The organism is Rhizobium sp. GW821-FHT14E12, assembly GCF_058803745.1.
Genome location: NZ_JBXAPH010000002.1, coordinates 76,621 through 99,845, shown reverse-complemented (window position 1 = coordinate 99,845; position 23,225 = coordinate 76,621). Strand labels below are relative to the sequence as shown.

21 protein-coding genes are annotated in these 23,225 nt (G+C 60.4%); 17 read left to right on the top strand and 4 right to left on the bottom strand.

Annotation, left to right across the window (positions count from 1 at the left end; all coding sequences use genetic code 11):
- The 5 genes from AC1RO0_RS08630 (at position 1) to AC1RO0_RS08610 (ending at position 4,976) form a co-directional block, all read left to right on the top strand.
- A complete protein-coding gene (locus tag AC1RO0_RS08630) occupies positions 1-759 on the top strand; it encodes a DUF1028 domain-containing protein (protein WP_498592492.1) in 759 nt (252 codons plus the stop codon).
- Between the two features lie 48 nt (positions 760-807).
- A complete protein-coding gene (locus AC1RO0_RS08625) occupies positions 808-2,658 on the top strand; it encodes an ABC transporter ATP-binding protein (protein WP_498592491.1) in 1,851 nt (616 codons plus the stop codon).
- Positions 2,659-2,736: 78 nt separating this feature from the next.
- Positions 2,737-3,288 carry a glutathione peroxidase gene (locus AC1RO0_RS08620; protein ID WP_498592490.1) on the top strand — a complete coding sequence of 184 codons (552 nt, stop codon included), beginning with the start codon at positions 2,737-2,739 and terminating at the stop codon, positions 3,286-3,288.
- Between the two features lie 176 nt (positions 3,289-3,464).
- Entirely contained in the window at positions 3,465-4,526 is a 1,062-nt protein-coding gene (locus AC1RO0_RS08615; RefSeq protein ID WP_498592489.1) for a class I SAM-dependent methyltransferase, read from the top strand.
- Positions 4,527-4,826: 300 nt separating this feature from the next.
- On the top strand, positions 4,827-4,976 hold the full coding sequence (locus AC1RO0_RS08610) for a hypothetical protein (protein WP_194291737.1): 150 nt from the start codon (positions 4,827-4,829) through the stop codon (positions 4,974-4,976).
- Positions 4,977-5,122: 146 nt separating this feature from the next.
- Here the strand turns inward: AC1RO0_RS08610 and AC1RO0_RS08605 are convergent, their stop codons facing one another.
- Complete coding sequence (locus tag AC1RO0_RS08605; protein ID WP_498592488.1) at positions 5,123-5,914, bottom strand: HpcH/HpaI aldolase family protein; 792 nt, start codon at positions 5,912-5,914, stop codon at positions 5,123-5,125.
- A gap of 328 nt (positions 5,915-6,242) precedes the next feature.
- Here AC1RO0_RS08605 and AC1RO0_RS08600 point away from each other — a divergent pair, with 328 nt between their 5' ends.
- From AC1RO0_RS08600 to AC1RO0_RS08580, 5 genes are all read left to right on the top strand, one after another.
- Entirely contained in the window at positions 6,243-7,442 is a 1,200-nt protein-coding gene (locus AC1RO0_RS08600) for an ROK family transcriptional regulator (protein ID WP_498592487.1), read from the top strand.
- Positions 7,443-7,505: 63 nt separating this feature from the next.
- Positions 7,506-9,095, top strand: a complete 1,590-nt coding sequence (ggt, locus tag AC1RO0_RS08595) for a gamma-glutamyltransferase (protein WP_498592486.1) — start codon at positions 7,506-7,508, stop codon at positions 9,093-9,095.
- A 671-nt stretch (positions 9,096-9,766) separates the two neighbouring features.
- Positions 9,767-10,474 (top strand): Crp/Fnr family transcriptional regulator, encoded by a 708-nt coding sequence (locus tag AC1RO0_RS08590; protein WP_498592485.1) that lies wholly within the window; start codon positions 9,767-9,769, stop codon positions 10,472-10,474.
- A gap of 203 nt (positions 10,475-10,677) precedes the next feature.
- On the top strand, positions 10,678-10,923 hold the full coding sequence (locus AC1RO0_RS08585) for a type II toxin-antitoxin system Phd/YefM family antitoxin (RefSeq protein WP_498592484.1): 246 nt from the start codon (positions 10,678-10,680) through the stop codon (positions 10,921-10,923).
- Complete coding sequence (locus AC1RO0_RS08580) at positions 10,923-11,369, top strand: type II toxin-antitoxin system VapC family toxin (RefSeq protein WP_498592483.1); 447 nt, start codon at positions 10,923-10,925, stop codon at positions 11,367-11,369. Before AC1RO0_RS08585 ends, AC1RO0_RS08580 begins: the two co-directional genes overlap by 1 nt.
- Positions 11,370-11,374: 5 nt before the next feature.
- On the opposite strand, the gene rhaI is transcribed toward AC1RO0_RS08580, so the two are convergent.
- Positions 11,375-12,667 carry an L-rhamnose catabolism isomerase gene (gene rhaI, locus AC1RO0_RS08575; RefSeq protein WP_498592482.1) on the bottom strand — a complete coding sequence of 431 codons (1,293 nt, stop codon included), beginning with the start codon at positions 12,665-12,667 and terminating at the stop codon, positions 11,375-11,377.
- Positions 12,668-12,732: 65 nt separating this feature from the next.
- Positions 12,733-14,829: a bifunctional rhamnulose-1-phosphate aldolase/short-chain dehydrogenase gene (locus tag AC1RO0_RS08570; protein ID WP_498592481.1), complete on the bottom strand. Its 2,097-nt coding sequence runs from the start codon at positions 14,827-14,829 to the stop codon at positions 12,733-12,735.
- A gap of 206 nt (positions 14,830-15,035) precedes the next feature.
- Here AC1RO0_RS08570 and AC1RO0_RS08565 point away from each other — a divergent pair, with 206 nt between their 5' ends.
- The 7 genes from AC1RO0_RS08565 to AC1RO0_RS08535 all read left to right on the top strand — a co-directional run bounded on the left by AC1RO0_RS08565 (position 15,036) and on the right by AC1RO0_RS08535 (position 22,240).
- Positions 15,036-15,848 (top strand): DeoR/GlpR family DNA-binding transcription regulator, encoded by an 813-nt coding sequence (locus AC1RO0_RS08565; protein ID WP_498592480.1) that lies wholly within the window; start codon positions 15,036-15,038, stop codon positions 15,846-15,848.
- A 54-nt stretch (positions 15,849-15,902) separates the two neighbouring features.
- Entirely contained in the window at positions 15,903-16,898 is a 996-nt protein-coding gene (gene rhaS / locus AC1RO0_RS08560; RefSeq protein WP_007694384.1) for a rhamnose ABC transporter substrate-binding protein, read from the top strand.
- A gap of 73 nt (positions 16,899-16,971) precedes the next feature.
- Positions 16,972-18,507 (top strand): sugar ABC transporter ATP-binding protein, encoded by a 1,536-nt coding sequence (locus AC1RO0_RS08555; RefSeq protein WP_498592479.1) that lies wholly within the window; start codon positions 16,972-16,974, stop codon positions 18,505-18,507.
- A gap of 10 nt (positions 18,508-18,517) precedes the next feature.
- Positions 18,518-19,522: an ABC transporter permease gene (locus AC1RO0_RS08550; protein WP_498592478.1), complete on the top strand. Its 1,005-nt coding sequence runs from the start codon at positions 18,518-18,520 to the stop codon at positions 19,520-19,522.
- A complete protein-coding gene (locus tag AC1RO0_RS08545) occupies positions 19,519-20,532 on the top strand; it encodes an ABC transporter permease (protein WP_498592477.1) in 1,014 nt (337 codons plus the stop codon). The genes AC1RO0_RS08550 and AC1RO0_RS08545 overlap by 4 nt, the downstream gene beginning before the upstream one ends.
- Positions 20,529-20,855 carry an L-rhamnose mutarotase gene (rhaM, locus tag AC1RO0_RS08540; protein ID WP_498592476.1) on the top strand — a complete coding sequence of 109 codons (327 nt, stop codon included), beginning with the start codon at positions 20,529-20,531 and terminating at the stop codon, positions 20,853-20,855. Before AC1RO0_RS08545 ends, rhaM begins: the two co-directional genes overlap by 4 nt.
- Positions 20,852-22,240 (top strand): FGGY-family carbohydrate kinase, encoded by a 1,389-nt coding sequence (locus AC1RO0_RS08535; RefSeq protein WP_498592475.1) that lies wholly within the window; start codon positions 20,852-20,854, stop codon positions 22,238-22,240. Before rhaM ends, AC1RO0_RS08535 begins: the two co-directional genes overlap by 4 nt.
- On the opposite strand, the gene AC1RO0_RS08530 is transcribed toward AC1RO0_RS08535, so the two are convergent.
- Positions 22,237-23,133, bottom strand: coding sequence for a LysR family transcriptional regulator (locus tag AC1RO0_RS08530; RefSeq protein WP_498592474.1), 897 nt, complete (start codon positions 23,131-23,133; stop codon positions 22,237-22,239). The two genes, AC1RO0_RS08535 and AC1RO0_RS08530, sit on opposite strands and share 4 nt — an antisense overlap.
- Positions 23,134-23,225: the final 92 nt, after the last annotated feature.

The following is a 23,225-nucleotide window of genomic DNA, read 5'->3' as shown; positions in this document are numbered from 1 at the left end:
ATGACCTGGTCGATCGTTGCCCGCGAGCCTGAAACCGGCCATCTCGCCATCGCGGTCGCCACCCGCTTCTTCGCGGTCGGCAGCCTTGTGCCGCATATCCGCGGCGGCATCGGCGCAGTCGCAACCCAGGCCTTCGTCAGTCCGCTCTATGGCATTGACGGAGTTGCAATGCTGGCCGCAGGTCATGCGCCGGAGGAGATCGTCGCGACCTTGACCGCCCGCGACGACGGCCGCGAGCAGCGCCAGTTCCACCTGATCGACGCCAAGGGCAACAATGCCGCCTTCACCGGCGCCAAATGCATCGACTGGGCCGGCCATCTGATCGACGACAATGTTTCGGTTGCCGGCAATATGCTGGCCGGGCCGCAGGTGATTGCCGAGACGCTTTCGACCTTCAAGAAAACCAAGGGCAAACCGCTCGCCGAGCGGCTGCTTGAGGCCATGCGCGCCGGCGAGGATGCCGGCGGCGACAAGCGCGGCAAGCAATCGGCAGCACTGGTGGTCCATCGCGACCAGGATTACGCCTGGCTGAACATCCGCGTCGACGACAGCGCCGATCCGCTGGCCGAGCTCGAACGGCTCTACGCCGTGGCGCAGGAGCGCTATCTCTATTTCGCCGAGACCATGGCGACGCGGCAGAATCCTGATGGCATGATCGACCGTCGCGAGATCGACGAGAAAATCGCGGCGCTGGAAGCCGCAAGGATTGCCGAGGGACGTCCGTCCGCATCTTTCGCCACATTACCAAAACTGTCTTGAGCGGAAACAGATGCCTGATACGATGCGAAAAATCATAAAGGGGAACTCATGACGACCACAGCCGCGCAGCAGATGAATCCCGACGCAAAACCCGTCCTCTCCGTCTCCAACCTGACGACATCCTTCCTGGCCGATGGCGAATGGCGGCCAGTAGTGAAGAACATCTCCTTCGATGTCATGCCCGGCGAGACGGTGGCGATCGTCGGTGAATCCGGCTCCGGCAAGAGTGTCACTTCGCTGTCGATCATGCGCCTGCTCGCCAAGGGTAGTAGCCGCATCGAGGGCTCGGTCAAGCTCAACGGCCGGGAGATCCTGTCGCTCCCGGATAATGAGATGCGCAAGGTGCGTGGCAAGGATATTGCCATGATCTTCCAGGAGCCGATGACCAGCCTCAACCCGATCTTCACCATCGGCCGGCAGATCTCCGAGGCCCTCACCTGTCATGGCGATATCTCCAAGGTGGAAGCCAAGGCCGAGACGATCCGTCTCCTGGAAAAGGTACGTATCCCGAACGCCACCTCGCGCTTCGACGAATATCCGCATCAGTTTTCCGGCGGCATGCGCCAGCGCGTGATGATCGCCATGGCGCTGGCCTCGCGTCCGAAGCTCCTGATCGCCGACGAGCCGACGACGGCTCTCGATGTGACGATCCAGGGGCAGATCCTTGATCTCATCAAGGTGCTGCAGGAGGAGGAAGGCATGTCCGTCCTCTTCATCACTCACGACATGGGCGTCGTCGCCGAGATTTCCGACCGCACCATCGTCATGTATCGCGGGGAGGCGGTGGAGACCGGCAACACCGACGACATCTTCCATCGCGGCCAGCATCCCTATACCCGCGCTTTGCTTTCGGCTGTTCCGCGCCTCGGCTCGATGAAGGACCAACCGCAGCCGCTGCGTTTCCCGACTGTCGATATCAGAACCGGCGAGCGCAGCGAACCGATACCCCTTGCCGACACGATCGATCATCGCAGGACGCCCATCCTCGAAGTGAAGAACCTGGTGACCCGCTTTAACCTCCATGGTGGTCTGCTGGGTCGCACCACCGGCGCCATCCATGCTGTCGAGAACGTCTCCTTCGATCTCGCCCAAGGCGAGACGCTGTCGCTGGTCGGCGAATCCGGCTGCGGCAAATCGACGACCGGCCGCTCGATCATGCGCCTCATCAATCCCAATGCCGGCGAAGTCCGCCTCGACGGCTATGACGTGATGAAGCTCGATGCGCTTGATCTGCGCCGCATGCGCCGCAGCATCCAGATGATTTTCCAGGACCCCTTCGCCAGCCTTAATCCGCGCATGACCATCGGCGCCGCCGTTGCAGAGCCCTTCATCGAACATCGTCTCGGCACCCGCGCCCAGGGGCGTGAGAAAGCGGCCGATCTTCTGGAACGCGTCGGGCTGAAGGCGGACATGATGTCGCGTTATCCGCATGAGTTTTCAGGCGGCCAGCGCCAGCGCATCTGCATCGCCCGCGCGCTTGCCCTCGACCCGAAGGTCATCGTCGCCGATGAAAGCGTCTCGGCCCTCGACGTGTCAATCAAGGCACAGGTGTGCAACCTCCTGATGGACCTGCAGCAGAGCCTCAATCTCGCCTATCTCTTCATCTCGCACGACATGGCCGTTGTCGAACGTGTCAGCCACCGCGTCGCGGTGATGTATCTCGGCGAGATCGTCGAGATCGGCCCGCGCGCTTCGGTATTCGAGAACCCGCAGCATCCCTATACGAAGAAGCTGATGGCGGCCGTCCCCGTGCCCGATCCGTCCCGGCGTGGCATCAAGCGCAATCTCGCCGTCGAGGAGCTGAAGAGCCCGGTGCGACCGCTCGGCTACGTCACGCCGATGCGTCGGTATCGCGAGGTCACGCATGGTCACCTCGTCCAGATGGATGAGGCCGCTTAAGCCGGATCGTGACCTTGACTTCATCGAAAGCAGGGGATGATATCCGCCCCTGTTTCAAGATGATTTGGAGAGATTGCGATGACCGACAGCGTACTCGATATTCCGGTAAAGAGGATCGACGGTAGCGAGACGACGCTTGCCGACTACAGCGGAAAGGTCATCATGGTCGTCAATGTCGCCTCCAAATGCGGCCTGACGGTGCAGTATGAGGGGCTGGAAAAGCTCTATGAGGACAAGCGTGATGACGGCCTGGTTATCGCCGGCTTTCCGGCCAACGATTTCAAAGGCCAGGAGCCGGGCACGGATGACGAGATCCTGAGCTTCTGCACCCTGACCTACGACGTACAGTTCCCAATGTTTTCCAAGATCGCGGTGACCGGCGCAGAGCGGCATCCGCTCTACAACAGCCTGATCGGCTCCGGCGTCGAGATCACCGGCGACGGCCCGATGCGCGAGCGCCTCGCAAAGCACGGCCTGGAGACCGGCCAGGATGGCGGCGTCATCTGGAACTTCGAAAAATTCCTGATCGGTCGTGACGGCAAAGTTGCCGCCCGTTTCGCACCTGACGTGACCGCTGACGATCCCCGCCTGCTCTCCGTTCTCGAAAAAGAGCTGGCCCGCATCGGCTGACGCAACGCGCGGCACTCGATAAATATGATTTTATTTCAATGCGTTACTCTACCGTAGAGTAACTGTACAGGGCCTGCTCGGCTCCGTCGCGTCATTGCCTCCCTTCTTACCCAGGAGTATGCTCAGGCGTCCGATATATGGACGGAACGCTGCATCAATTCTGGGAGGAGGATGTCATGCGTGAACCTGATGTACAGAAACTCGACGCCCTGGTCGGGCGCTTGGTCGGCGATCTTGGCGCGGCGGTCTCCGGTGTGCTGGTGACCCTTGGAGACCATTTGGGCCTGTTCAAGGCTATGGCGGATGGAACGCCGATGACCTCGGCGGAATTGGCCAACAAGACCGGCGTGAAGGAGCGCTATATCCGCGAATGGCTGTCGGCACAGGCAGCGGCCGATTACGTCAGCTATGACGACAAGACCGAGCGCTTCTACCTGACGCCCGAACAGGCGATGGTATTTGCGGAGGAAAACAGTCCCGCCTTTTTCACCGGCGCTTTCGATGTCGTTCAATCCATGTGGCTCGACGAACCGAAAATCGCTAATGCTTTCAAGACCGGCAACGGTCTCGGCTGGCACGAGCACAGCGCCTGCCTGTTTCGCGGCACGGAACGGTTCTTCCGGCCGGGTTATAACAGTCATCTCGTCTCGGAATGGATACCGGCATTGAGCGATATGCATGAAAAGCTCCAAGCCGGCGCTGCCGTCGCCGATGTTGGCTGCGGCCATGGCGCCTCGACCATTCTAATGGCACAGGCCTATCCGAACTCGACATTCTTCGGCTTCGACTATCACCTTCCCTCTATCGAGCGAGCGAAAGCGGCGGCGAAGGAGGCCGGCGTCGACGGCCGGATCACCTTCGAACAGGCGACGGCAAAGGACTTCCCGGCGGCCGGCTATGATTTCGTGGCGATGTTCGATTGCCTGCACGATATGGGTGACCCCGTCGGCGCCGGCAAACATGTCAAGGAAAGCCTTGCCGATGACGGAACCTGGATGATCGTCGAACCCTTTGCGCATGATTGCCTGAAGGACAATCTCAATCCGGTCGGCCGCGTCTTTTACGGCGCATCGACGATGATCTGTACGCCGGCCTCGCTGTCGCAGGAAATCGGGCTTGGTTTGGGCGCGCAGGCTGGCGAGCTGAAACTGCGCAAGGTCGCCATGGATGCAGGATATTCGCATTTCCGCAAGGCGACCGAAACGCCGTTCAACATGGTCTTCGAAGTCAGGGTCTGAACCCGCGCCACGCACTGTCGAGTGCGCGAGAACACAGGCTAGTCTTCACGGATGTTGACCCGCCTTTGCCGAACAGGGACGCGAGTGCCGGTTGGAATGGACCGGCGGCTCGGGTCATTCTGCTTGAGCGATGATACCGGCTGTTGAACGCGACCAAGTACAATTCTTAGGCTGCGCAGGGCATGGGGCGAGTCCAATGGTCTTCGGCAACGCTGAGACGGCCCTGTGCATTTCCGGGTATTGACTTACATATAATCAACTTTAAAGTGTATTTATCGTATCCATCTACCGGGGAATATTATGGACAAATACACGAAAACCATTTTGACCGTCATCGCGGTGGCGCTGGTCGCTATCGCTGCCCAGAATGCCATTACCCCGGCAAAGGCCGTCGGCGGCGGCTGTGGTAGAGAGAATTACAATCCCTGCTGGGTTAAACTGGTAAACTAGCGCGCATCCGGCGTCGCCATCTGAGGACAGCCACCTCTGTTTGGGCCTAAAACGCAGGGTATCGACGACAAAAGGCTTACCCAAACCGGCGATCAGACAGAATTACCGAAACAGCGGCCAACTATAACCGCCGTTTCGGCAATCGATCAGGATGCGGCGAGTTTGCGCGCGGCGGCAATCGCGGTGCGGGCGCCGGTGCGCAGCTGTGCCGTCTCGGCGCCGGCGATGACCAGGTCGAGGCCGAGCTTCAGATATTGCCCGGCGCGGTCGCCATCGCTGCCAAAAGCGCAGATAAGCTTGCCATGAGCGCGGCAGCGTGCAAGCGCATGCGCCATCGCCTGGTCGATCGCGGCGCTATCGGGGGCAAGCCGCGCGCCGTTCGATAGCGCGATGGAAAGATCGGCCGGCCCGACGAAAATGCCGTCGATACCATCGACAGTGAGAATCTCGTCGATGGCGTCGAGCGCCGTGCGGGTCTCGACCATGGCGATCGTGACGGTCAGGCTGTTGCCGCGCTGCAAATAATCGTCAGGCGCTATGCCAAAATGATTGAGGGCGAGCGATGGTCCCCAGCTCCGCTCACCGAGCGGCGGATATTTCGTCGCCTTGACGAGGGCGCGGGCATCATCGGCGGAATTGATCATCGGCGCGATGATACCGGAAGCACCGGCATCCAGAAGTCGCGAGGCGGAGGCGAAATCGCCGACGGGGATGCGCCCGATCGCCGGTTTGCCGGCCAGCCGCACCTGGGCGATGCCGTTGGCGGCGGACGCCATATCCCACATGCCATGCTGCATATCGAGCACGACCGCGTCGAAATCCTCCTGCGACAGGTGATTGACGAGCAATGGATCGGGCGTGCCGATCCAGGCAGAAATCATACCGCCATTTTCCCGCCGCTTCAGACGTCCGGCGAAACCGTCAATATCAATCGTCATGGTGATTTTCCTCAATAATTACCAAGCCCGCAACGGGCGAGATACGTCCCTCCAGAACCTCCTTCGACAACACAAACAAGGCCCTCATCCCCACCGACAATACTCAATTCCAGCGCCCCGGCTACCCCGAAAATACAACCGGCGCCACATGCCGCGCGACGATTCAAAACCGTAGACAGCACCCAGCCGTCAAATTCGTAAAGAAAACTCACCAAAATATATTGCATGAAAACGATAGTCGACGAAATTCGCTGAAAATCGCGAAGAAAGACCTTGACGGCTTATTCGATCGCCGTAGTTTGTTCTGAAAATTGACGAATTGGCGACAATGGATATATCAACCTCTATTCCCCATACCCGGCAGGTCACATCGCGCGCGGTATTGCGCGTCATCTTCGAAACCGCCCCCGTATCCCGTGCCGAGCTGGCGCGGCTGACCGGGCTCTCGAAGCAAAGCATGTCCGAGATTGTTCGTGATCTGGAAGCGGAGGGCTGGCTGCGTGTCACTGGCCGCACCCAGGGCGCAGTCGGGCGGAGTGCGGTGACCTATGAGCTTGAGCCGCGCAAGGCCTTCGTCTTCGGCGCCGATGTCGGCGGCACCAAGATCCACGCGGCACTGGCCGGCCTTACAGGCGATATCATCGAGGAGGCCATAGAGGGCACGGATGCGCGCGGCGGCGAACATGTCATCGAGCAGATCGCGAGCATGCATGAAGCGCTCCTGCAAAAATCCAGCATTGCTGCGAAATCCGTGGCAATGGGCGCAATCGGCATTCCCGGCGCCATCCATCCGAAAACCCGGCGGCTGGCGATGGTGCCGAACATCCCCGGCCTGACGGAACTGACGCTTGAGGATAGTCTGCGCGACAGGCTGGGGCATGACATCCTCATCGACAACGACGTCAACCTGGCCGCGCTTGGCGAGCAATGGCGTGGCGATGGCCGCAACATTGATAATTTCGTCTTCGTAGCACTCGGCACCGGTATCGGCATGGGAATTATCAACGAGGGCCGCCTTATCCGCGGTGCACGCGGTGCAGCCGGCGAGATCTCCACATTGCCGATCGGCGCCGATCCCTTCGATTCCCGTAGTTTCGCGGCCGGCGCGCTGGAATCGTCGATCGGCAGTATTGCCATCCGTGGTCGCTATGAAGCACTCGGCGGCACGCCCGGCCTCAGCGTGCGCGACATGTTCGAGCGCAAGGATGACCCGGTCGCCACCATCGTGATCGACGAAGTGGCGCGTCTCGTCGCCACATCTGTTGTCGCCATCGCCGCCGTGGTCGATCCGGAAAGGGTGATTTTCGGCGGCAGTGTCGGAGCCCGGCCCGAGTTGGTCGAGCGGATCATCTTCTATCTGTCGCGCTGCGTGCCGGTGCCTCTCTCCTGCACCATCAGCCCGCTTGGCAGCAAAGCCGGCCTTATCGGCGCCATTGCCGCGGCACTTGACCGGTTTCGCGCTACGCTGTTCGAAATTCCTGGGCGCGGCGAGCACGGCAAGGGTTCCATGACGGAAAAAACACCTTAAAACGATAGAGAGACCGCGAGCGTTCGCGGAGGCACGCAAGACTGACAGAGGACGTTGAGAGACATGCAGCAGCGGGATTTTTTCAAGCCGGGCCGTTCGGTCGCCGTTTCCGACAGGGGCATGGCTGCAACCTCGCATCCGCTGGCAACCCTTGCCGCCGTCGACATCCTGCGCGCGGGCGGCAGCGCGGTGGATGCGGCAGTCGCCGCAGTTGCGCTGCAATCCGTTATCGACCCGCATATGACCGGCATCGGCGGCGACTGCTTTGCCCTCTATAGTGCAGTCGGCGGCAAACCTGTGGCGCTCAACGGGTCCGGTCGCGCGCCGCAAAAGGCGAAACTCGACTATTTCCTCGAAAAAGGCTTCACCGCCATTCCCGACGACAGCCCGCATGCGGTCACCATCCCCGGCGCCATCGATGCCTGGTGCCGGCTGATCGGCTCTTACGGCCGCTTCGACATGGGCCGCGTGCTTGCGCCAGCGATTGCGGCGGCCGAAGAAGGCTATTGCATCACGCCCCGCGTCGAGCTCGACTGGCACCGCTACAGCAACCGCGTTGCGAAACACGCGGCTTCAGCAGCCTATTTCCTCCCTAATGGCCGGGCGCCACGGACCGGCGAACGCATGACCAATCCGGCGCTCGCCGCCACTTTGAAAGCCATCGCCAGGGGCGGCCGCGACGCCTTCTATCGTGGAGAGGTGGCCGAGGAGATCACCCAGGTTCTGCAATCGCTCGGCGGCCTGCATGAGGAAAGCGATTTCGCCGACTACAAGGCATTCGAGACCACACCGATTTCCGGCAAGTTCCGCGGCCGCGACCTTGTGGAATGCCCTCCGAACGGCCAGGGCCTTGCGGCCCTGTTGATCACCCGTATCCTCGACGGCTTCGATCTGCGCGACCCCAAGCTCTCGGAGGCCGATCGCATTCATCTGCACGCCGAAGCCACCAAGGCCGGTTACGCCATGCGCGACCAGCTGATTAGCGATCCGGATTATCTGACCTTCGACATCGACGAATTGCTGTCCGACCGCTCAATCGCTGCCATGCGCGCGAAAATCAGCCTTGAACGCGCGGCCGATGCCTCTATCTGGGATGGGCCGACGCATAGGGACACGGTCTATATCTCCGTGGTCGATCGCGACGGCAATGCGATCTCGCTGATCAACTCGGTCTTCATGCCCTTCGGCAGTGGCATTTACGCGCCGCGCTCCGGTGTGCTGCTGCAGAACCGTGGCGCGGGCTTCGTCGTCAAACAGGGACACCCGAACGCCATCGGTCCCGGCAAACTGCCCTTCCACACCATCATCCCGGCGATGCTGATGGAAGGTGGCAAGGTGCGCATGAGCTTCGGCGTCATGGGCGGGCAATATCAGGCGGCCGGCCATGCCCATATGCTGACGCAGATCCTCGACCGCGATCTCGATCCGCAGCAGGCAAGCGACCAGCCGCGCAGCTTCTGCTTCGGCGGTAAGCTGTCGCTGGAACCGACGATTTCGGAAGAGACCAGGCGGGATCTCGAGCGGCGCGGGCATGTTACCGAATGGGCGGACGAGCCAATCGGCGGCGCGCAAGCGATCATGATCGATCACGAGCGCGGCGTCCTCCTCGGCGCTTCCGACCACCGCAAGGACGGAGTCGCACTGGGATATTGAGTCTGGTTGAGGGCGCGCCCACGAATTCGGCTGCGGTCGCTACAAAACAACTTCAGATAGTATCACTTGCCCAGCCAGAGCTGCTCTTATTGCCTGAACGCGGCACGCTTGTGAGCGCCTAGCACAGGGTCGCGCAATACGCGAATCGCTTTGAAAGGGTCTCAATGGCAGAGCCGTCTCCCCCGCCATTGCGGTGACGAAGGAGACCACCCTAAGCCTCCCCGCATAAGGCTCAGATTACCTTTGTCCGATACCGGACAAAAGTCTACCTTTTCGGCTGCATTTAAGTCCAATTGCACACATCAATTTGCAAATATGGCCGCCGGCAAGATTTTTTACTTCAGAATATTCTCAAAAACAGCAGCAAGCTCGATCTAAGTTACGTTGTTTCCTGGTATAGGGCGATTTATGACAGTGATATCAAGGGCAGTTGAGCCAAGTAAGCCCAAGCCCCACATCTCGCCGTCCGGGAATTTCACGTTAGCCACAGCCTCGGTCCGCCGACACCTTTTATGTTCGGTATCGTGCAGAGACACCACGCCAGCTTGCGCATCTTTTTCGATAAACATAAATCGAACACTATCAGAGACTAGGATTGTTTGATCGTCCGTAGACTTTATGGCGCGGCCGACTGGGAGACCCGATTGCTCTTGCCCTTACGAGGAGAGAGCATGTCCCCGCCTAAAAAATCAGAGATTCGCAATGCGCTTTTAAGGTCCTTGTCCGATCAGGACTACGATCATATTGCGCCTTATCTTGAAAACATTGATCTTCCAAAACGGTTCATGATCGCAACGCCTGATAGGATCAGCGACTATATCTATTTTCTCGAATCTGGGATCGGATCGGTCGTCGTGCGGGCTCCCGAAGGCAAGAGCGCCGAGATAGGCGTCTTCGGTCGCGAAGGGTTTTCCCCGACCGCAGTTCTTCAAGGGTCAGAATCGGCACCCTTCTCGATATTCATGCAGGTCGCTGGCGCAGGGTACCGCATCCAAAACGCGCATATTCTAGCAGCCGCAAGCGATAGGCTTGAGCTGCGCAATCTGCTTTTAAGATATGTCCAGGCTGCATCAATTCAAACGGCTTATACCGCATTCTCGAACGCGGCAGACCAGATCGAGCAGCGCTTGGCGCGCTGGCTTTTGATGTGTCACGATCGCACCGACGGAGACACGATCGACCTTACCCATGACTTTCTTGCCGTCATGCTTGCGGTCCGCCGGCAAAGCGTCACGACGACGCTGCACGTTCTTGAGGGAAAGCATCTTATCGTCTCTCAGCGAGGCTTCGTCGCCATCAGAGACCGCGTCGGGCTGGAGACCCTTGCAGGAAGCTCCTATGGAGTGCCGGAACGCGAGTATCGAAGGCTGATCAGTTAGGCCGGTTGAATCGGGCCAGGAAATAATTTTCGCTTCGTGCCCTATCCGTCCGCCGCGTCCCCTCCCTGGAAAATTCGGGCACCCATGGTCAGCCGGTGGATCATTTAATCACCGTCGGCACTCCCGAGGCAAAATCTACCGACGTATTGACGGCGCATCGGGTCAGTTTTACATTATGACCACACTAGTCATATAGGTGACCCATGAAAGAAATTCAGCTGAAGGACGCTAAGGCTACCCTTTCCGCCGTTGTCGATGACGCTCTTAGCGGCAATGCAGCCATCATCACCCGTCACGGCGAACGCACCGCCGTCATCATTTCCTACGATGAATATCAAAAACTGAAGCAGGTACCGTCTTTCGGCTGGCTGCTTACCAATGCGCCACTCGAAGATGACGACCTACCCGCGCGCAAACCGGGCCGATTACTGCGCGGTGACGATGTCTGATGTATCTTCTGGATACCAATATTATCTCCGCGACATCGCCTCTACGTGCGCAAGATTTGCTGTCACAGGCGGCTCGGGCATGGATCGCCGCCCATGCCGATCAGTTTTTCCTATCCACAGTAACCATCGCTGAAATAGAAACTGGGATCGCGAAAGCCCATCGGACAGGCGCCAGCAAAAAAGCCAGTCTACTTGGTGAATGGCTCGAACTCACCGTTCATCTCTATGGTGAACACATCCTATCATTCGACACGGCGACGGCACGCATCGCCGGCCGCCTATTTGACCAGGCAGTCGGCCGCGGCGGCGATCCAGGGTTCGAAGATGCAGCCATTGCCGCAACGGCGTTGCGGCATGATTACACGGTTCTCACTCGGAACCTGAGGCACTTCCGGCTGATGGACGTCCGCTCTCTCGATCCTTTCGCCAATCCGCCGGATCTATAGGCGCCTCAGACAATCCCGCCGCTACCGCCAACGGAAGCCGGACGCTCGCTCGCAACCTTCTTCCGATAGCCGCTAGCCCGATAGGCCGCGACGGGATCGATAGCACCGCCCGTGCGTCGGCGCGCTTCGGCGAGGATCGGTTCGACATCGGCGCGATAGGCGCGCTTCAGTGTCTCCGACGCCATCAGCGCGTCATTGGCATCCTGATAGCCCGCCAATGCCTTGCGGTCGACGATCAACGCTTGCGCGTAGGCACGGCGGATTTCATTGGCGCTGGAGATCAGGCTTTCGATCGGATCGGTGACATTGTGGGACTGGTCGATCATATGCGCCGGATTGAAGTCGTTGACGCCGCGCTGTTCCGCATCGATCAGTTCGTTGAAGACGAGGAACAGGCGGTACGGCTCGATCGCACCGGCATCAAGATCGTCATCGCCATATTTGGAATCGTTGAAGTGGAAGCCGCCGAGCTTGCCGAACTGGATAAGGCGGGCGACGATCATCTCGATATTGGTGTTCGGCGCGTGATGGCCGAGATCGACGAGGCACTGGGCTTTCGGACCGAGCGTCTGCGCGATCAGATAGTTGGTGCCCCAGTCCTGCACGACGCTGGAATAGAAGGCCGGCTCGTACATCTTATGTTCGGAAAACAGTCGCCAGTCGTCCGGCAGCGCCTTGTAGATGTCCGCCATGGCGGCGAGATAGCGCTCGAACGCCCTGGTGAAATTGCTTTGGCCGGGGAAATTCGAGCCGTCGCCGACCCAGACGGTCAGCGCCTTGGAACCGATGGCCTTGCCGATCTCGATACATTCGAGATTGTGCTCCACGGCCTGCGCGCGGGTTGCCGCGTCGACATGGCTGAGCGAGCCATATTTGTAGGAATGCGCCTGGCCGGGGGCATCGGAGAAGGTGTTGGAGTTCATGGCGTCGAAGCCGAGGCCGAGCGCATCGCCCTTTGCCTTGATCTCCCAAACATCCGCCTTGTCCCAGGGGATATGCAGCGAAACCGTCGGCGTCGCCCGCGTCAACTGGTTGATGACGGCGCAATCGTCGAGCTTGTCGAAAATGCCGCGCGGCTCGCCGGTGCCCGGAAAGCGGGCGAAACGTGTGCCGCCCGTGCCGACGCCCCAAGAGGGAATGGCGACGAAAAATTCGGAGACCCTCTTCGTCACGGCTTCGATATCGACGCCGCGACGGGCAAGCGTCGCGCCCAATGCCTCATAATCGGATGTCAGCGCGGCGGCGCGCTTGTCATTTTCCGCTGCCACGAGATCGGGGGCAATTCTAAACTCAGCCATTCTTTCCTCCCAAAAAGCGAAGGCTCACGCCGGCATTTGTCCCGGCCGGCGCAAGCCGAATGATATCAGCGCGTAAAGCTCTGCGCGTTGCCGGCGTCGACGTTGATGATATTGCCGGTCGACTTGGCGGAAAGATCCGAAGCCAGGAAGTAAATCGCCTCGGCAATGTCCTCCGGAAAGACATTGAGCTTCAGCATCGAGCGCTTGCGGTAATGTTCCTCCAGATCGTCCACCTCGATCTTCGAGGAGGCGGCGCGCTGTTCGCGCCATTCGCCGTTCCAGATCTTCGAGCCGCGCAGGACCGCATCGGGATTGACGGTGTTGACGCGAATGCCCGCATCCGCGCCCTCGAGCGCCAGGCAGCGCGCCAGATGGATCTCGGCGGCCTTGGCCGTGCAATAGGCGGCCGCGTTCGGGGACGAGGCCAGACCATTTTTCGACGCGACGAAGACGACATTGCCGCCGATGTTCTGGCGGCGGAAGAGCCGGAAGGCCTCGCGCGAGACGAGGAAATAGCCGGTGGCGAGAATGTCGATATTGCGGTTCCACATCGACAGCTCGGTGCTTTCGATCGGCGCGGAGGAGGCAATGCCGGCGTTGGAGACGAGGATATCGATGCCGCCGAATTCGACGCAAGCTTCCGCGAAGGAGGAAATGACCCCCTCTTCCTTGGTGACATCAAGCCTGACGCTGCGCACCGCATCGGCGCCGTATTTCTTGGCGAAATCCGCCTGCGTGTTCTCAAGCGCTGCCTGATCGATATCCGCCAGCACGACGCAGGCGCCCTCATCCACCAGACGCGCCGCCGTGGCGCGGCCGATGCCGCCGGCACCGCCGGTGACGAAGGCGACGCGGCCAGCCAGGCTCTTCGGCTTCGGCATGCGCTGCAGCTTCGCCTCTTCCAGCAGCCAATATTCGATATCGAAGGCTTCCTGCTCCGGCAGGCCCTGATATTCGGACACGGTGGAAGCGCCGCGCATGACGTTGATGGCGTTGACGTAGAACTCGCCGGCAATGCGGGCGGTGGCCTTGTCACGGGCAAAGGACAGCAGACCGACGCCCGGCACCAGGAAGATCACCGGATTCGGATCGCGCATGGCCGGCGAATTGTCGTGCTTGCAATCGTTATAGTAACGCGCGTAATCGGCGCGATAGTCTTCCAACGCCTTGTCGAGGCCGGCGATGATGGCATCGACATCCGGCTTGGCCGGATCGAAATCGACGATCAGCGGGCGGATCTTGGTGCGCAGGAAATGATCCGGGCAGCTGGTGCCGAGCGCACCAAGGGGGCGAAGATTCTTCGAATTGACGAATTCGAGCACGGCATCCTGATCGTCGAAATGTCCGAGCTTGCGTTCGGCCTTGCCGATGCGGCCGCGAATTTCCGGCATCAGTTTGGCGGCGATCGCGCGGCGCTCGGCTTGCGGCAAGCTCTGGACCACAGCGCCACCGAAAATCGTCTTGCCTTCCGTCTTTGCCGCAAACCATTGAATGGCCTTGTTGATGATCGCCAGCGTCAGCTCGTAGCAATCCTTGGCATCGTTGGCCCAGGTGAAGAGACCATGGCTTTCGAGCACGACGCCCTTGGCAGTCGGGTGCGCCTTGACGAAGGCTTCGAGATCGAGGCCGAGTTGGAAGCCGGGACGGCGCCAAGGCAGCCAGCCGATATCATCACCGAAGATTTCGCGGGTCAGTTCGCGGGAATTCTTGGCAGCGGCGATCGCGATGATCGCGTCCGGGTGCATGTGGTCAACATGGGTAAATGGCACGAAACCATGCAGCGGCGTATCGATGGAAGCGGCGCGGGCGTTGAGGTTATAGGTGCAATGCGGCAGGAAGCCGACCATGCGATCCTCGTCGGCGACACCCTTGTAGATGCCCTTGAGGCTGTCGAGCTTGTCCTGATAGAGCGTGGCGAAGCCGTCGAGCTTGATGGTGCCGACATCGCCACCGGACCCCTTGACCCAGAGGATCTTGACCTTCTCGCCGGTCAGCGGATCGGTTTCCATGACCTTGGCCGACGTGTTGCCGCCGCCGTAATTGGTGATACGCTTGTCGGCGCCCAGCAGATTGGAGCGATAGAGCAACTTGCCCGACTCGTCGAGCTTGGCCGCGTAGGCGTCATCCCAACGATTGTCCAGAAGTCGAACCTCAGCCGTCATGTCATCCTCCCATGGAATCATCATTTGCGAGCGCACCAAAACCACGGCGCCGCCCCGTTACGATCAGGATATCGCTCACAGAGAGTCGTTTTGTCAATCGAAAACGATCATAATTGATAATGTTGCGATGCAATATGAAAGTTTGTGATCGTTTGTGATTGACACTCTGCCATATTTACGGAATAACCGCCAACAAGGAGGAACCGATGCACGAACGCGAACGCCATCGCATCATTTTGAGCGCCGTACAGGAAAAACCTGTGGTGACGATTCAGGATATTTCTGAATTGACCGAGGCCTCTGAAGCGACGATCCGCCGTGATATCGCGGCCCTGCATGTGCAGGGAAAGATCCGGCGCGTGCGCGGTGGCGCCGAATCAATCCACCCTCCGCAGCTCGGCAATCTGGCCGGTCGACCATTCCGGGTTTCGGAAGGTGTCAATATCGATAAGAAACGCGCAATTGCGCGCAAAGCCGCCGAATTGTGCAATCCGGGCGACGCCATCATCATCAATGGCGGCACGACGACATTCCAGCTCGTGCACTATATCTCGGCCTTCCGGCTGCAGGTGATGACCAATTCCTTTGCGATCGCCGAACATCTGGTCAAGCACTCGAAGAATACGGTGACGATTCCTGGCGGCGCGATCTATCGCGAGCAAAGCCTGATCCTGTCCCCCTTCGACAACGACACGACGCGGAATTTCTACGCTCGGCGCATGTTCATCGGTGCGCAAGGCGTCGGCCCGCTCGGCCTTATGGAAGCGGACGCACTGCTGATCCAGAGCGAGCAGAAGCTGATGCGCCAGGCCGACGAGATGGTCGTCATGGTCGATTCCAGCAAGTTCAAGCAACGCTCCAGCCTGATCCTGTGTCCGCTCGAACAGGTGACGACCATCATCACCGACGACGGCATTTCGGCGGAGACCGTAAGAATGATCGAGGATGCGGGCGTATCCCTGATCATAACAAGCGTTTCGGCACAGGCCGAAGAGGAGGATTCCCCATCAGTCGCGTGAGGTGCGCGTCTATGGCGGAGTGAGCATAGACTATCAACTTTGGGAGGAAGAGACATGAATATTGCAAAGAAACTGGCGGTTGGCGTCGCGCTCGCCGCAGCATTGATGGCCGGCACGGCAAGTGCCAAGGACATCAAGATCGGCCTCGTGGTGAAGTCACTCGGCAACGGCTTTTTCGAAGCGGCCAACAAGGGCGCACAGGAAGCCGCCAAGGAACTCGGCGGCGTCCAGGTGATCTACACCGGCCCGACCTCGACGACGGCCGAAGGCCAGATCGAAGTCATCAATTCGCTGATCGCGCAGGGCGTTGACGCCATCGCCATTTCCGCCAATGATCCGGACGCTGTCGTCCCGGCCCTCAAGAAGGCAACACAGCGCGGCATCAAGGTCATTTCCTGGGATTCCGGCGTGGCTCCGGCCGGCCGCATCCTGCAGCTGAACCCATCCTCGAACGCGCTGATCGGCAAGATGTGCCTGACGCTCGCCAAGGATCATCTTGACGGCGGCAAGGGCGATTTCGCCATCCTGTCGGCCACCACCACCTCGACCAACCAGAACATCTGGATCGGCGAGATGAAGAAGCAGCTGAAGGACTTCCCGGGCCTCAACCTCGTCACCACCGTCTATGGCGACGACCTCTCGGACAAGAGCTACCGCGAAGCCCAGGGCCTCCTGACCTCGCATCCGGAAGTCAAGGTCATCGTCGCTCCGACGACCGTCGGCGTGCTCGCCGCTTCGCAGGCTGTCAAGGATGCCGGCAAGATCGGCAAGGTCTACGTGACCGGTCTCGGCCTGCCGTCCGAAATGGCCGGCGCCATCAAGTCGGGTGCGACCAAGGAATTCGCAATCTGGAACCCGATCGACCTCGGTTATTCGGCAACGCAGATCGCCTATCGCCTCGTCAAGGGTGAGACCACCGGCAAGCCGGGCAGCGAGATCAATGCCGGCCGCATGGGCAAGATCAAGGTCGGCGAAAACAGCGAAGCCGCCATGGCCGACCCCTTCGTCTACAACGCTTCGAATATCGACCAGTTCTCCAAGGTTTTCTGATCGAAGCCTTGTTCGCAGCCCTCCGGCGGCCTCGGCCGCCGGAACTGGTTTCACCCTATCCGGTACATTGCTGATGACCACAGTCCTTCAACGACCCGCCACAGGTACGCCAATGGTGGACAGCACAGCCATTCTCGAAATGCGCGGCATTTCACAGATCTTCCCCGGCGTGAAGGCGCTCGACGGCGTCAGCATTTCGCTCTATCCCGGCAAGGTCACGGCTCTGATCGGCGAAAACGGCGCCGGCAAGTCGACGCTCGTCAAGATCCTCACCGGCATCTACCGCCCGAACGAAGGCGAAGTCCTCATCGACGGCAAGCCGACCACGTTTCATAACGCCCAGGCTGCAATCGACGCCGGCGTCACCGCCATTCACCAGGAGACCGTGCTCTTCGACGAGCTGACGGTTGCCGAAAACATCTTTCTCGGCCACGCGCCACGCACGAAATTCCGCACCATCGACTGGAAGACGATGAACAGCAGGGCAAGGCTGCTGCTGGAATCGCTCGAAAGCACCATCGATCCGTCGATCCGCCTGAAGGACCTCTCCATCGCGCAGCGCCATCTTGTGGCAATCGCTCGCGCCCTGTCGATCGAGGCCCGCATCGTCATCATGGACGAGCCGACCGCGGCTCTCTCTCGCAAGGAGATCGACGATCTCTTTCGCATCGTCGGCAACCTGAAGGCTCAGGGCAAGGCCATCCTCTTCATCAGCCACAAGTTCGATGAAGTCTATGAAATCGCTGACAACTTCGTCGTCTTCCGTGACGGCCGTGCTGTCGGCCATGGCCGGTTGAAGGAAACGCCACAGGACGAGATCGTCCGCATGATGGTCGGCCGCGACGTCAAGGATGCCTTCCCGAAGGTACCTGTCACCATCGGCGACACCGTGCTCGAAGTCGCGAATTATTGCCATCGGACCGAATTCCGCGACATTTCCTTCAAGCTTCGTCGCGGTGAGATTCTTGGCGTCTACGGCCTGATCGGCGCGGGCCGCTCCGAGCTCTGTCAGTCCCTTTTCGGCATCACCAGACCGCTTTCCGGCAAGCTGACGCTGAACGGCGAGGACATCCGTATCCATTCGCCGCAAGATGCCATCCGTGCCGGTATAGTTTATGTCCCGGAGGAACGCGGTCGCCACGGTCTGGCGCTGCCCATGCCGATCTATCAGAATATGTCGCTGCCCTCGCTCGGGCGCACCTCGCGCAAGGGCTTCCTGAAGGCAGCCGACGAGTTCGCGCTGGCGCGCAAATATGCCGAACGGCTGGACCTGCGCGCGGCGGCCCTATCCGTACCAGTCGGCACGCTTTCGGGCGGCAACCAGCAGAAGGTCGTCATCGGCAAATGGCTGGCGACGCAGCCCAAGATCATCATCCTCGACGAGCCGACCAAGGGTATCGACATCGGCTCCAAGGCCGCCGTTCACGGCTTCATCAGCGAGCTGGCGGCCGAGGGTCTCAGCATCATCATGATCTCCTCCGAACTCCCCGAGATTCTCGGCATGTCGGATCGGGTGCTGGTGATGAAGGAGGGGCTATCGGCCGGACTGTTCGACCGCGAGGGGCTGACACCGGAAACGCTGGTGCGCGCCGCCACGGGAAATGCATAGGGAGGGTTGGATGCCACGCATCCTCAAAAGACGAGAAACGCTGCTCTTTGCCATCATCGTCATGATGATCGCCGGCTTTTCGACGCGCGCGGCCGGCTTTGCCGAGCCTAGCAATCTCGCCAATATCTTCAACGACACATCGATCCTGATCATCCTGGCGCTCGCGCAGATGACCGTCATCCTGACGAAATCGATCGATCTTTCCGTCGCCGCCAATCTCGCCTTCACCGGCATGGCCGTCGCCATGCTGAACGCCGCCTATCCCGACCTGCCGCTGATCGTTCTGGTGATCACTGCCATCGTCATGGGGGCGGCACTTGGCGCCATCAACGGCTATCTCGTCTGGGCGCTGGAAATCCCGCCGATCGTCGTGACCCTCGGCACCCTCACCATCTATCGTGGCATGGCCTTCGTGCTGTCCGGCGGCGCCTGGGTCAACGCCCATCAGTTCACGCCGGAATTCCTCAGCGTACCGCGCACGCCGCTGCTCGGCCTGCCTGTGCTCGCCTGGATCGGCATCGCCATCGTGCTGATGATGTATTTCGTGCTGCGCTATACGCGCTTCGGCCGCTCGGCCTATGCCAGCGGCGGCAATCCGGTCGCGGCCGTCTATGCCGGCATCGATGTGGGCTGGACGCGCTTCCTGGCCTTCGTGCTATCGGGTGCTCTGGCGGGCCTTTGCGGCTATCTCTGGGTGTCGCGCTACGCCGTCGCCTATGTCGACATCGCCAATGGTTTCGAGCTCGACAGCGTCGCTGCCTGCGTCATCGGCGGCATCTCGATTGCCGGCGGCGTTGGCTCGGTCGCCGGTACCGTGCTCGGCGCGCTGTTCCTCGGCGTCATCAAGAACGCCCTTCCTGTCATCGGCATTTCGCCGTTCACGCAGATGGCGATCTCCGGCACCGTCATCATCCTCGCCGTAGTCTTCAATGCCCGGCGGGAACGCAATCGCGGCCGCATCATCCTTAGGGATCAGGCGGCGAAGGAAGCCTCGATCAAGGAGGTCGCCGCATGAGTATCGCTTCAGAAGCAACCACGGAAAAGCGCAGCATTCCCGACCGTCTCGGCACGCCGTTCAAACGGATCCTGGCAAGCTGGGAAGTGCTGCTCTTCGGTGTCGCCATCGCGATCTTCATCTTCAATTCGCTGGCGTCGCCCTACTTCCTCGACCCCTATAACCTCTCGGATGCGACCTTCAATTTCACTGAGAAGGCAATGATCGCCTTTGCCATGGCGCTGCTGGTCATCGCCGGCGAAATCGACCTTTCGGTTGCCGCCATCATCGCGCTTGCCTCGACCGCCATGGGGGCGGCGGCACAGGCCGGTGTCGACACGGTTGGCCTCGTTGCCATCGGGCTTGGGGTCGGGCTGATCTGCGGCCTCTTCAACGGCTTCCTTGTCTCCGGGCTGAAACTGCCTTCGATCGTCGTCACCATCGGCACGATGAGCCTGTTTCGTGGCATTTCCTATATCGTGCTGGGCGACCAGGCCTACGGCAACTATCCCGACAGCTTCGCCTATTTCGGCCAGGGTTATGTCGTCTGGGTCTTCTCCTTCGAGTTCGTCCTTTTCATCGTGCTGGCGATCGTCTTCGCGATCCTGCTGCATGCCACCAATTTCGGCCGGCAGGTCTATACGATCGGCAACAATGATTTTGCCGCGCGTTTCTCCGGCATCCCGGTCGAGCGCGTCAAATTCATCCTCTTCCTGCTGACCGGTCTGATGAGTGGCATTGCCGCCGTGTGTCTCACCTCGCGCCTCGGCTCGACGCGGCCGTCGATCGCGCTCGGCTGGGAGCTGGAAGTCGTGACCATGGTCGTGCTCGGTGGTGTCTCGATCCTCGGCGGCTCCGGCACGATCGGCGGCGTCGTCATCGCTGCCTTCGTCATGGGGCTGGTGACCTTCGGCCTTGGCCTGCTCAACGTCCCCGGCATCGTCATGTCGATCTTCATCGGCCTGCTTCTGATCATCACCATCGCCCTGCCGATCGTCGCAAAACGCATCAAGACCATGAGCTCCAAATGACCGCATCTCTCGAACGCCACGCCTTCAAGATGAAGCTTAATCCCGGCATGGAGCTCGAATACAGGAAGCGCCATGACGAGATCTGGCCGGAACTGGTCGAGCTGCTGCATCAGGCCGGCGCCAGCGACTATTCCATCCATCTCGACCGCGAGACGAACACGCTGTTCGGCGTGCTGACGCGGCCGACAGATCACACGATGGCGAGCCTGCCCGATCATCCCGTCATGAAAAAATGGTGGACTCATATGGCCGATATCATGGCGACCAACCCCGACAATTCGCCCGTTCAGAGCGATCTCGTCACGGTCTTCCATCTGCCATGACAGCTACTCCAAATTATCACCGCATCGCCGTTCTCGACATCGGCAAAACCAATGCCAAGGTGGTGGTGCTCGACGCGCAAAGCGGCGCCGAAATCGCCACTGTGCGAACAACCAATACGGTACTGAAAACTGGTCCCTATCCGCACTACGACATCGAGCGGCTGTGGGACTTCGTCATCGGGGCGCTGAAGAGCTTTGCCACGACACCTGGCTTCGACGCGATATCGATCACCACCCATGGCGCCTCGGCCGTGCTTCTTGCCGCCGACGGCCGCCTTGCCATGCCGGTGCTCGACTACGAGCACGCCTATCCAGACGCGGTGCGCGACGCTTATGAAAACCTGCGGCCGCCTTTCAGCGAGACCTTTTCACCTGGGCTTTCGGGAGGGCTCAATGTCGGCGCGCAGATCCACTATCAGAAGAGCGTATTTCCTGATGATTTTGCCCGCGTCCGCGCCATCCTCACCTATCCACAATATTGGGCCTTCCGCCTGACCGGCGTCGCTGCCAACGAAGTCACCTCGCTCGGCTGCCATACCGACATCTGGAATCCGACGACCGGAGCCTATTCCTCACTCGTCGATACGCTCGGCATTCGTCCCCTGATGGCGCCGATCCGCTCCGCCTTCGACGCGCTCGGGCCTATCCTGCCCAGGATCGCCAGAGAGATCGATGTCGATACGCCGATTCCGGTCTATTGCGGTATCCACGATTCCAACGCCTCGCTGCTGCCCCATCTGGTGGAGAACGAGGCGCCCTTCGCCGTGGTGTCGACCGGCACCTGGGTGATCAGCTTCGCGGTCGGCGGCGATCTCGAGCATCTCGATCCCAAACGCGATGCGCTCGCCAATGTCGACGCCTATGGCCGCGCAGTCCCCTCTTCGCGCTTCATGGGCGGGCGGGAATTCGAGATTCTCGTGGGCGAGATCGGGCAGGCGAATCCCGATGCTATTGAAGCTTCGCTCGAAACCGTGATCGGCCAGGGCATCATGCTATTACCGAACGTGGTCGAAGGCTCCGGCCCGTTTCCCGGCAAGAAGATGCGCTGGATCGGCGACGCATCGGCAAGCCCTGCGGAACGCCTCGCCGCCGCCAGCCTCTATCTGGCATTGATGACGCAAGCCTGCCTCGGCCTGATCGGCGCCAAGGGGCCGATCTTCGTCGAAGGACCATTTGCCCTCAACCGAGCCTATCTTTCCGCACTTTCCGCACTGACGGGTTCCGACGTCGTGGCCCTGCCCGGCTCGACCGGCACCAGCCAGGGCGCCGCACTATTGACCGGTATCCGGCCGGCGGCCGCGACGGCGAGCCAGCCTATCCGGGCCGAGCTGCGGGGCCTGCAAGATTACCGCGAGGCTTGGCACACGGGGCTTGCCGGCGGCTAAAGAATCGCCGCGCCTCTGCGCAACTGCTCCACGGCAAAATCGACAAAGGCGCGTGTCTTCGCGGAGACGTGCCGGCCTTCGGGATGCACGACACGGATCGGCAGCGGCTCCTCCTCGAAATCCTCCAGAATGATACGCAACCGACCTTCGGCGACCGGCTTTGCAACCTGATAGGAAAGCGTGCGGGCCAGGCCCCAACCGCTCGATGCCGCCGAAATCGAGGCTTCGACCGAGTTGCAGAACAAACGCGGATGGAGAGCAGGGGAGAGCCTGCCCTCGGGGCCAAAATGCCAGTCGAGCGGCGCGGATGATCCGGTGTTAGCAATGATCGTATGGCCGGCGAGATCGGCGGGCGTCTCTGGCACACCATGGCGCTCGAAATAGGAGGGCGCGCCACAGACGACGCGGCGCACGGTGCCGACCTTGACGGCATTGTAGCTGGAATCCGGCAGGCGGCCGATGCGAACGGCGACATCGATCCCCTCTTCCACCAGATTGACGATACGGTCGAACAGCAGTACGCGGCCGGTGACTGCCGGATGCAGGGCAAGAAACGCGGTGACGATGGGCATGATGTAATATTGCCCGAACAGCACCGGCGCCGTGACCGTCAGCATGCCGGAGGGCGTCGCATAGGAGCCGCCGGCCGACGCCTCGGCCTCATCGATGTCGCCGAGAATGCGGCGGCAATCCTCGACATAGTGACGGCCCTGCGCCGTCAGCTTCACCGATCGCGTCGAGCGCAGGAAAAGACGCGCGCCGGTGACTTCCTCCAGAAACGCAATTGCGCGGGTTACGACCGGTGGGCTCATGTGCAGCTGCCGCGCCGCAGCAGCGAAACTGCCGGCGTCGGCCACTTTCACCAGCACTTTCATGCATTGCAGCCTGTCCAATCACCTCTCCTGCCATGAGCTTATTATTCCATTCAACGGAACAGTATCTTGCCTTTTATCACACTTCTGCTTTCCCAAAGAAACAATCATGT

Coding starts and splice junctions, on each gene's coding strand:
- AC1RO0_RS08630 (WP_498592492.1), top strand. CDS start 1: ATGACCTGGTCGATCGTTGCCCGCGAGCCTGAAACCGGCCATCTCGCC.
- AC1RO0_RS08625 (WP_498592491.1), top strand. CDS start 808: ATGACGACCACAGCCGCGCAGCAGATGAATCCCGACGCAAAACCCGTC.
- AC1RO0_RS08620 (WP_498592490.1), top strand. CDS start 2,737: ATGACCGACAGCGTACTCGATATTCCGGTAAAGAGGATCGACGGTAGC.
- AC1RO0_RS08615 (WP_498592489.1), top strand. CDS start 3,465: ATGCGTGAACCTGATGTACAGAAACTCGACGCCCTGGTCGGGCGCTTG.
- AC1RO0_RS08610 (WP_194291737.1), top strand. CDS start 4,827: ATGGACAAATACACGAAAACCATTTTGACCGTCATCGCGGTGGCGCTG.
- AC1RO0_RS08605 (WP_498592488.1), bottom strand. CDS start 5,914: ATGACGATTGATATTGACGGTTTCGCCGGACGTCTGAAGCGGCGGGAA.
- AC1RO0_RS08600 (WP_498592487.1), top strand. CDS start 6,243: ATGGATATATCAACCTCTATTCCCCATACCCGGCAGGTCACATCGCGC.
- ggt (WP_498592486.1), top strand. CDS start 7,506: ATGCAGCAGCGGGATTTTTTCAAGCCGGGCCGTTCGGTCGCCGTTTCC.
- AC1RO0_RS08590 (WP_498592485.1), top strand. CDS start 9,767: ATGTCCCCGCCTAAAAAATCAGAGATTCGCAATGCGCTTTTAAGGTCC.
- AC1RO0_RS08585 (WP_498592484.1), top strand. CDS start 10,678: ATGAAAGAAATTCAGCTGAAGGACGCTAAGGCTACCCTTTCCGCCGTT.
- AC1RO0_RS08580 (WP_498592483.1), top strand. CDS start 10,923: ATGTATCTTCTGGATACCAATATTATCTCCGCGACATCGCCTCTACGT.
- rhaI (WP_498592482.1), bottom strand. CDS start 12,667: ATGGCTGAGTTTAGAATTGCCCCCGATCTCGTGGCAGCGGAAAATGAC.
- AC1RO0_RS08570 (WP_498592481.1), bottom strand. CDS start 14,829: ATGACGGCTGAGGTTCGACTTCTGGACAATCGTTGGGATGACGCCTAC.
- AC1RO0_RS08565 (WP_498592480.1), top strand. CDS start 15,036: ATGCACGAACGCGAACGCCATCGCATCATTTTGAGCGCCGTACAGGAA.
- rhaS (WP_007694384.1), top strand. CDS start 15,903: ATGAATATTGCAAAGAAACTGGCGGTTGGCGTCGCGCTCGCCGCAGCA.
- AC1RO0_RS08555 (WP_498592479.1), top strand. CDS start 16,972: ATGACCACAGTCCTTCAACGACCCGCCACAGGTACGCCAATGGTGGAC.
- AC1RO0_RS08550 (WP_498592478.1), top strand. CDS start 18,518: ATGCCACGCATCCTCAAAAGACGAGAAACGCTGCTCTTTGCCATCATC.
- AC1RO0_RS08545 (WP_498592477.1), top strand. CDS start 19,519: ATGAGTATCGCTTCAGAAGCAACCACGGAAAAGCGCAGCATTCCCGAC.
- rhaM (WP_498592476.1), top strand. CDS start 20,529: ATGACCGCATCTCTCGAACGCCACGCCTTCAAGATGAAGCTTAATCCC.
- AC1RO0_RS08535 (WP_498592475.1), top strand. CDS start 20,852: ATGACAGCTACTCCAAATTATCACCGCATCGCCGTTCTCGACATCGGC.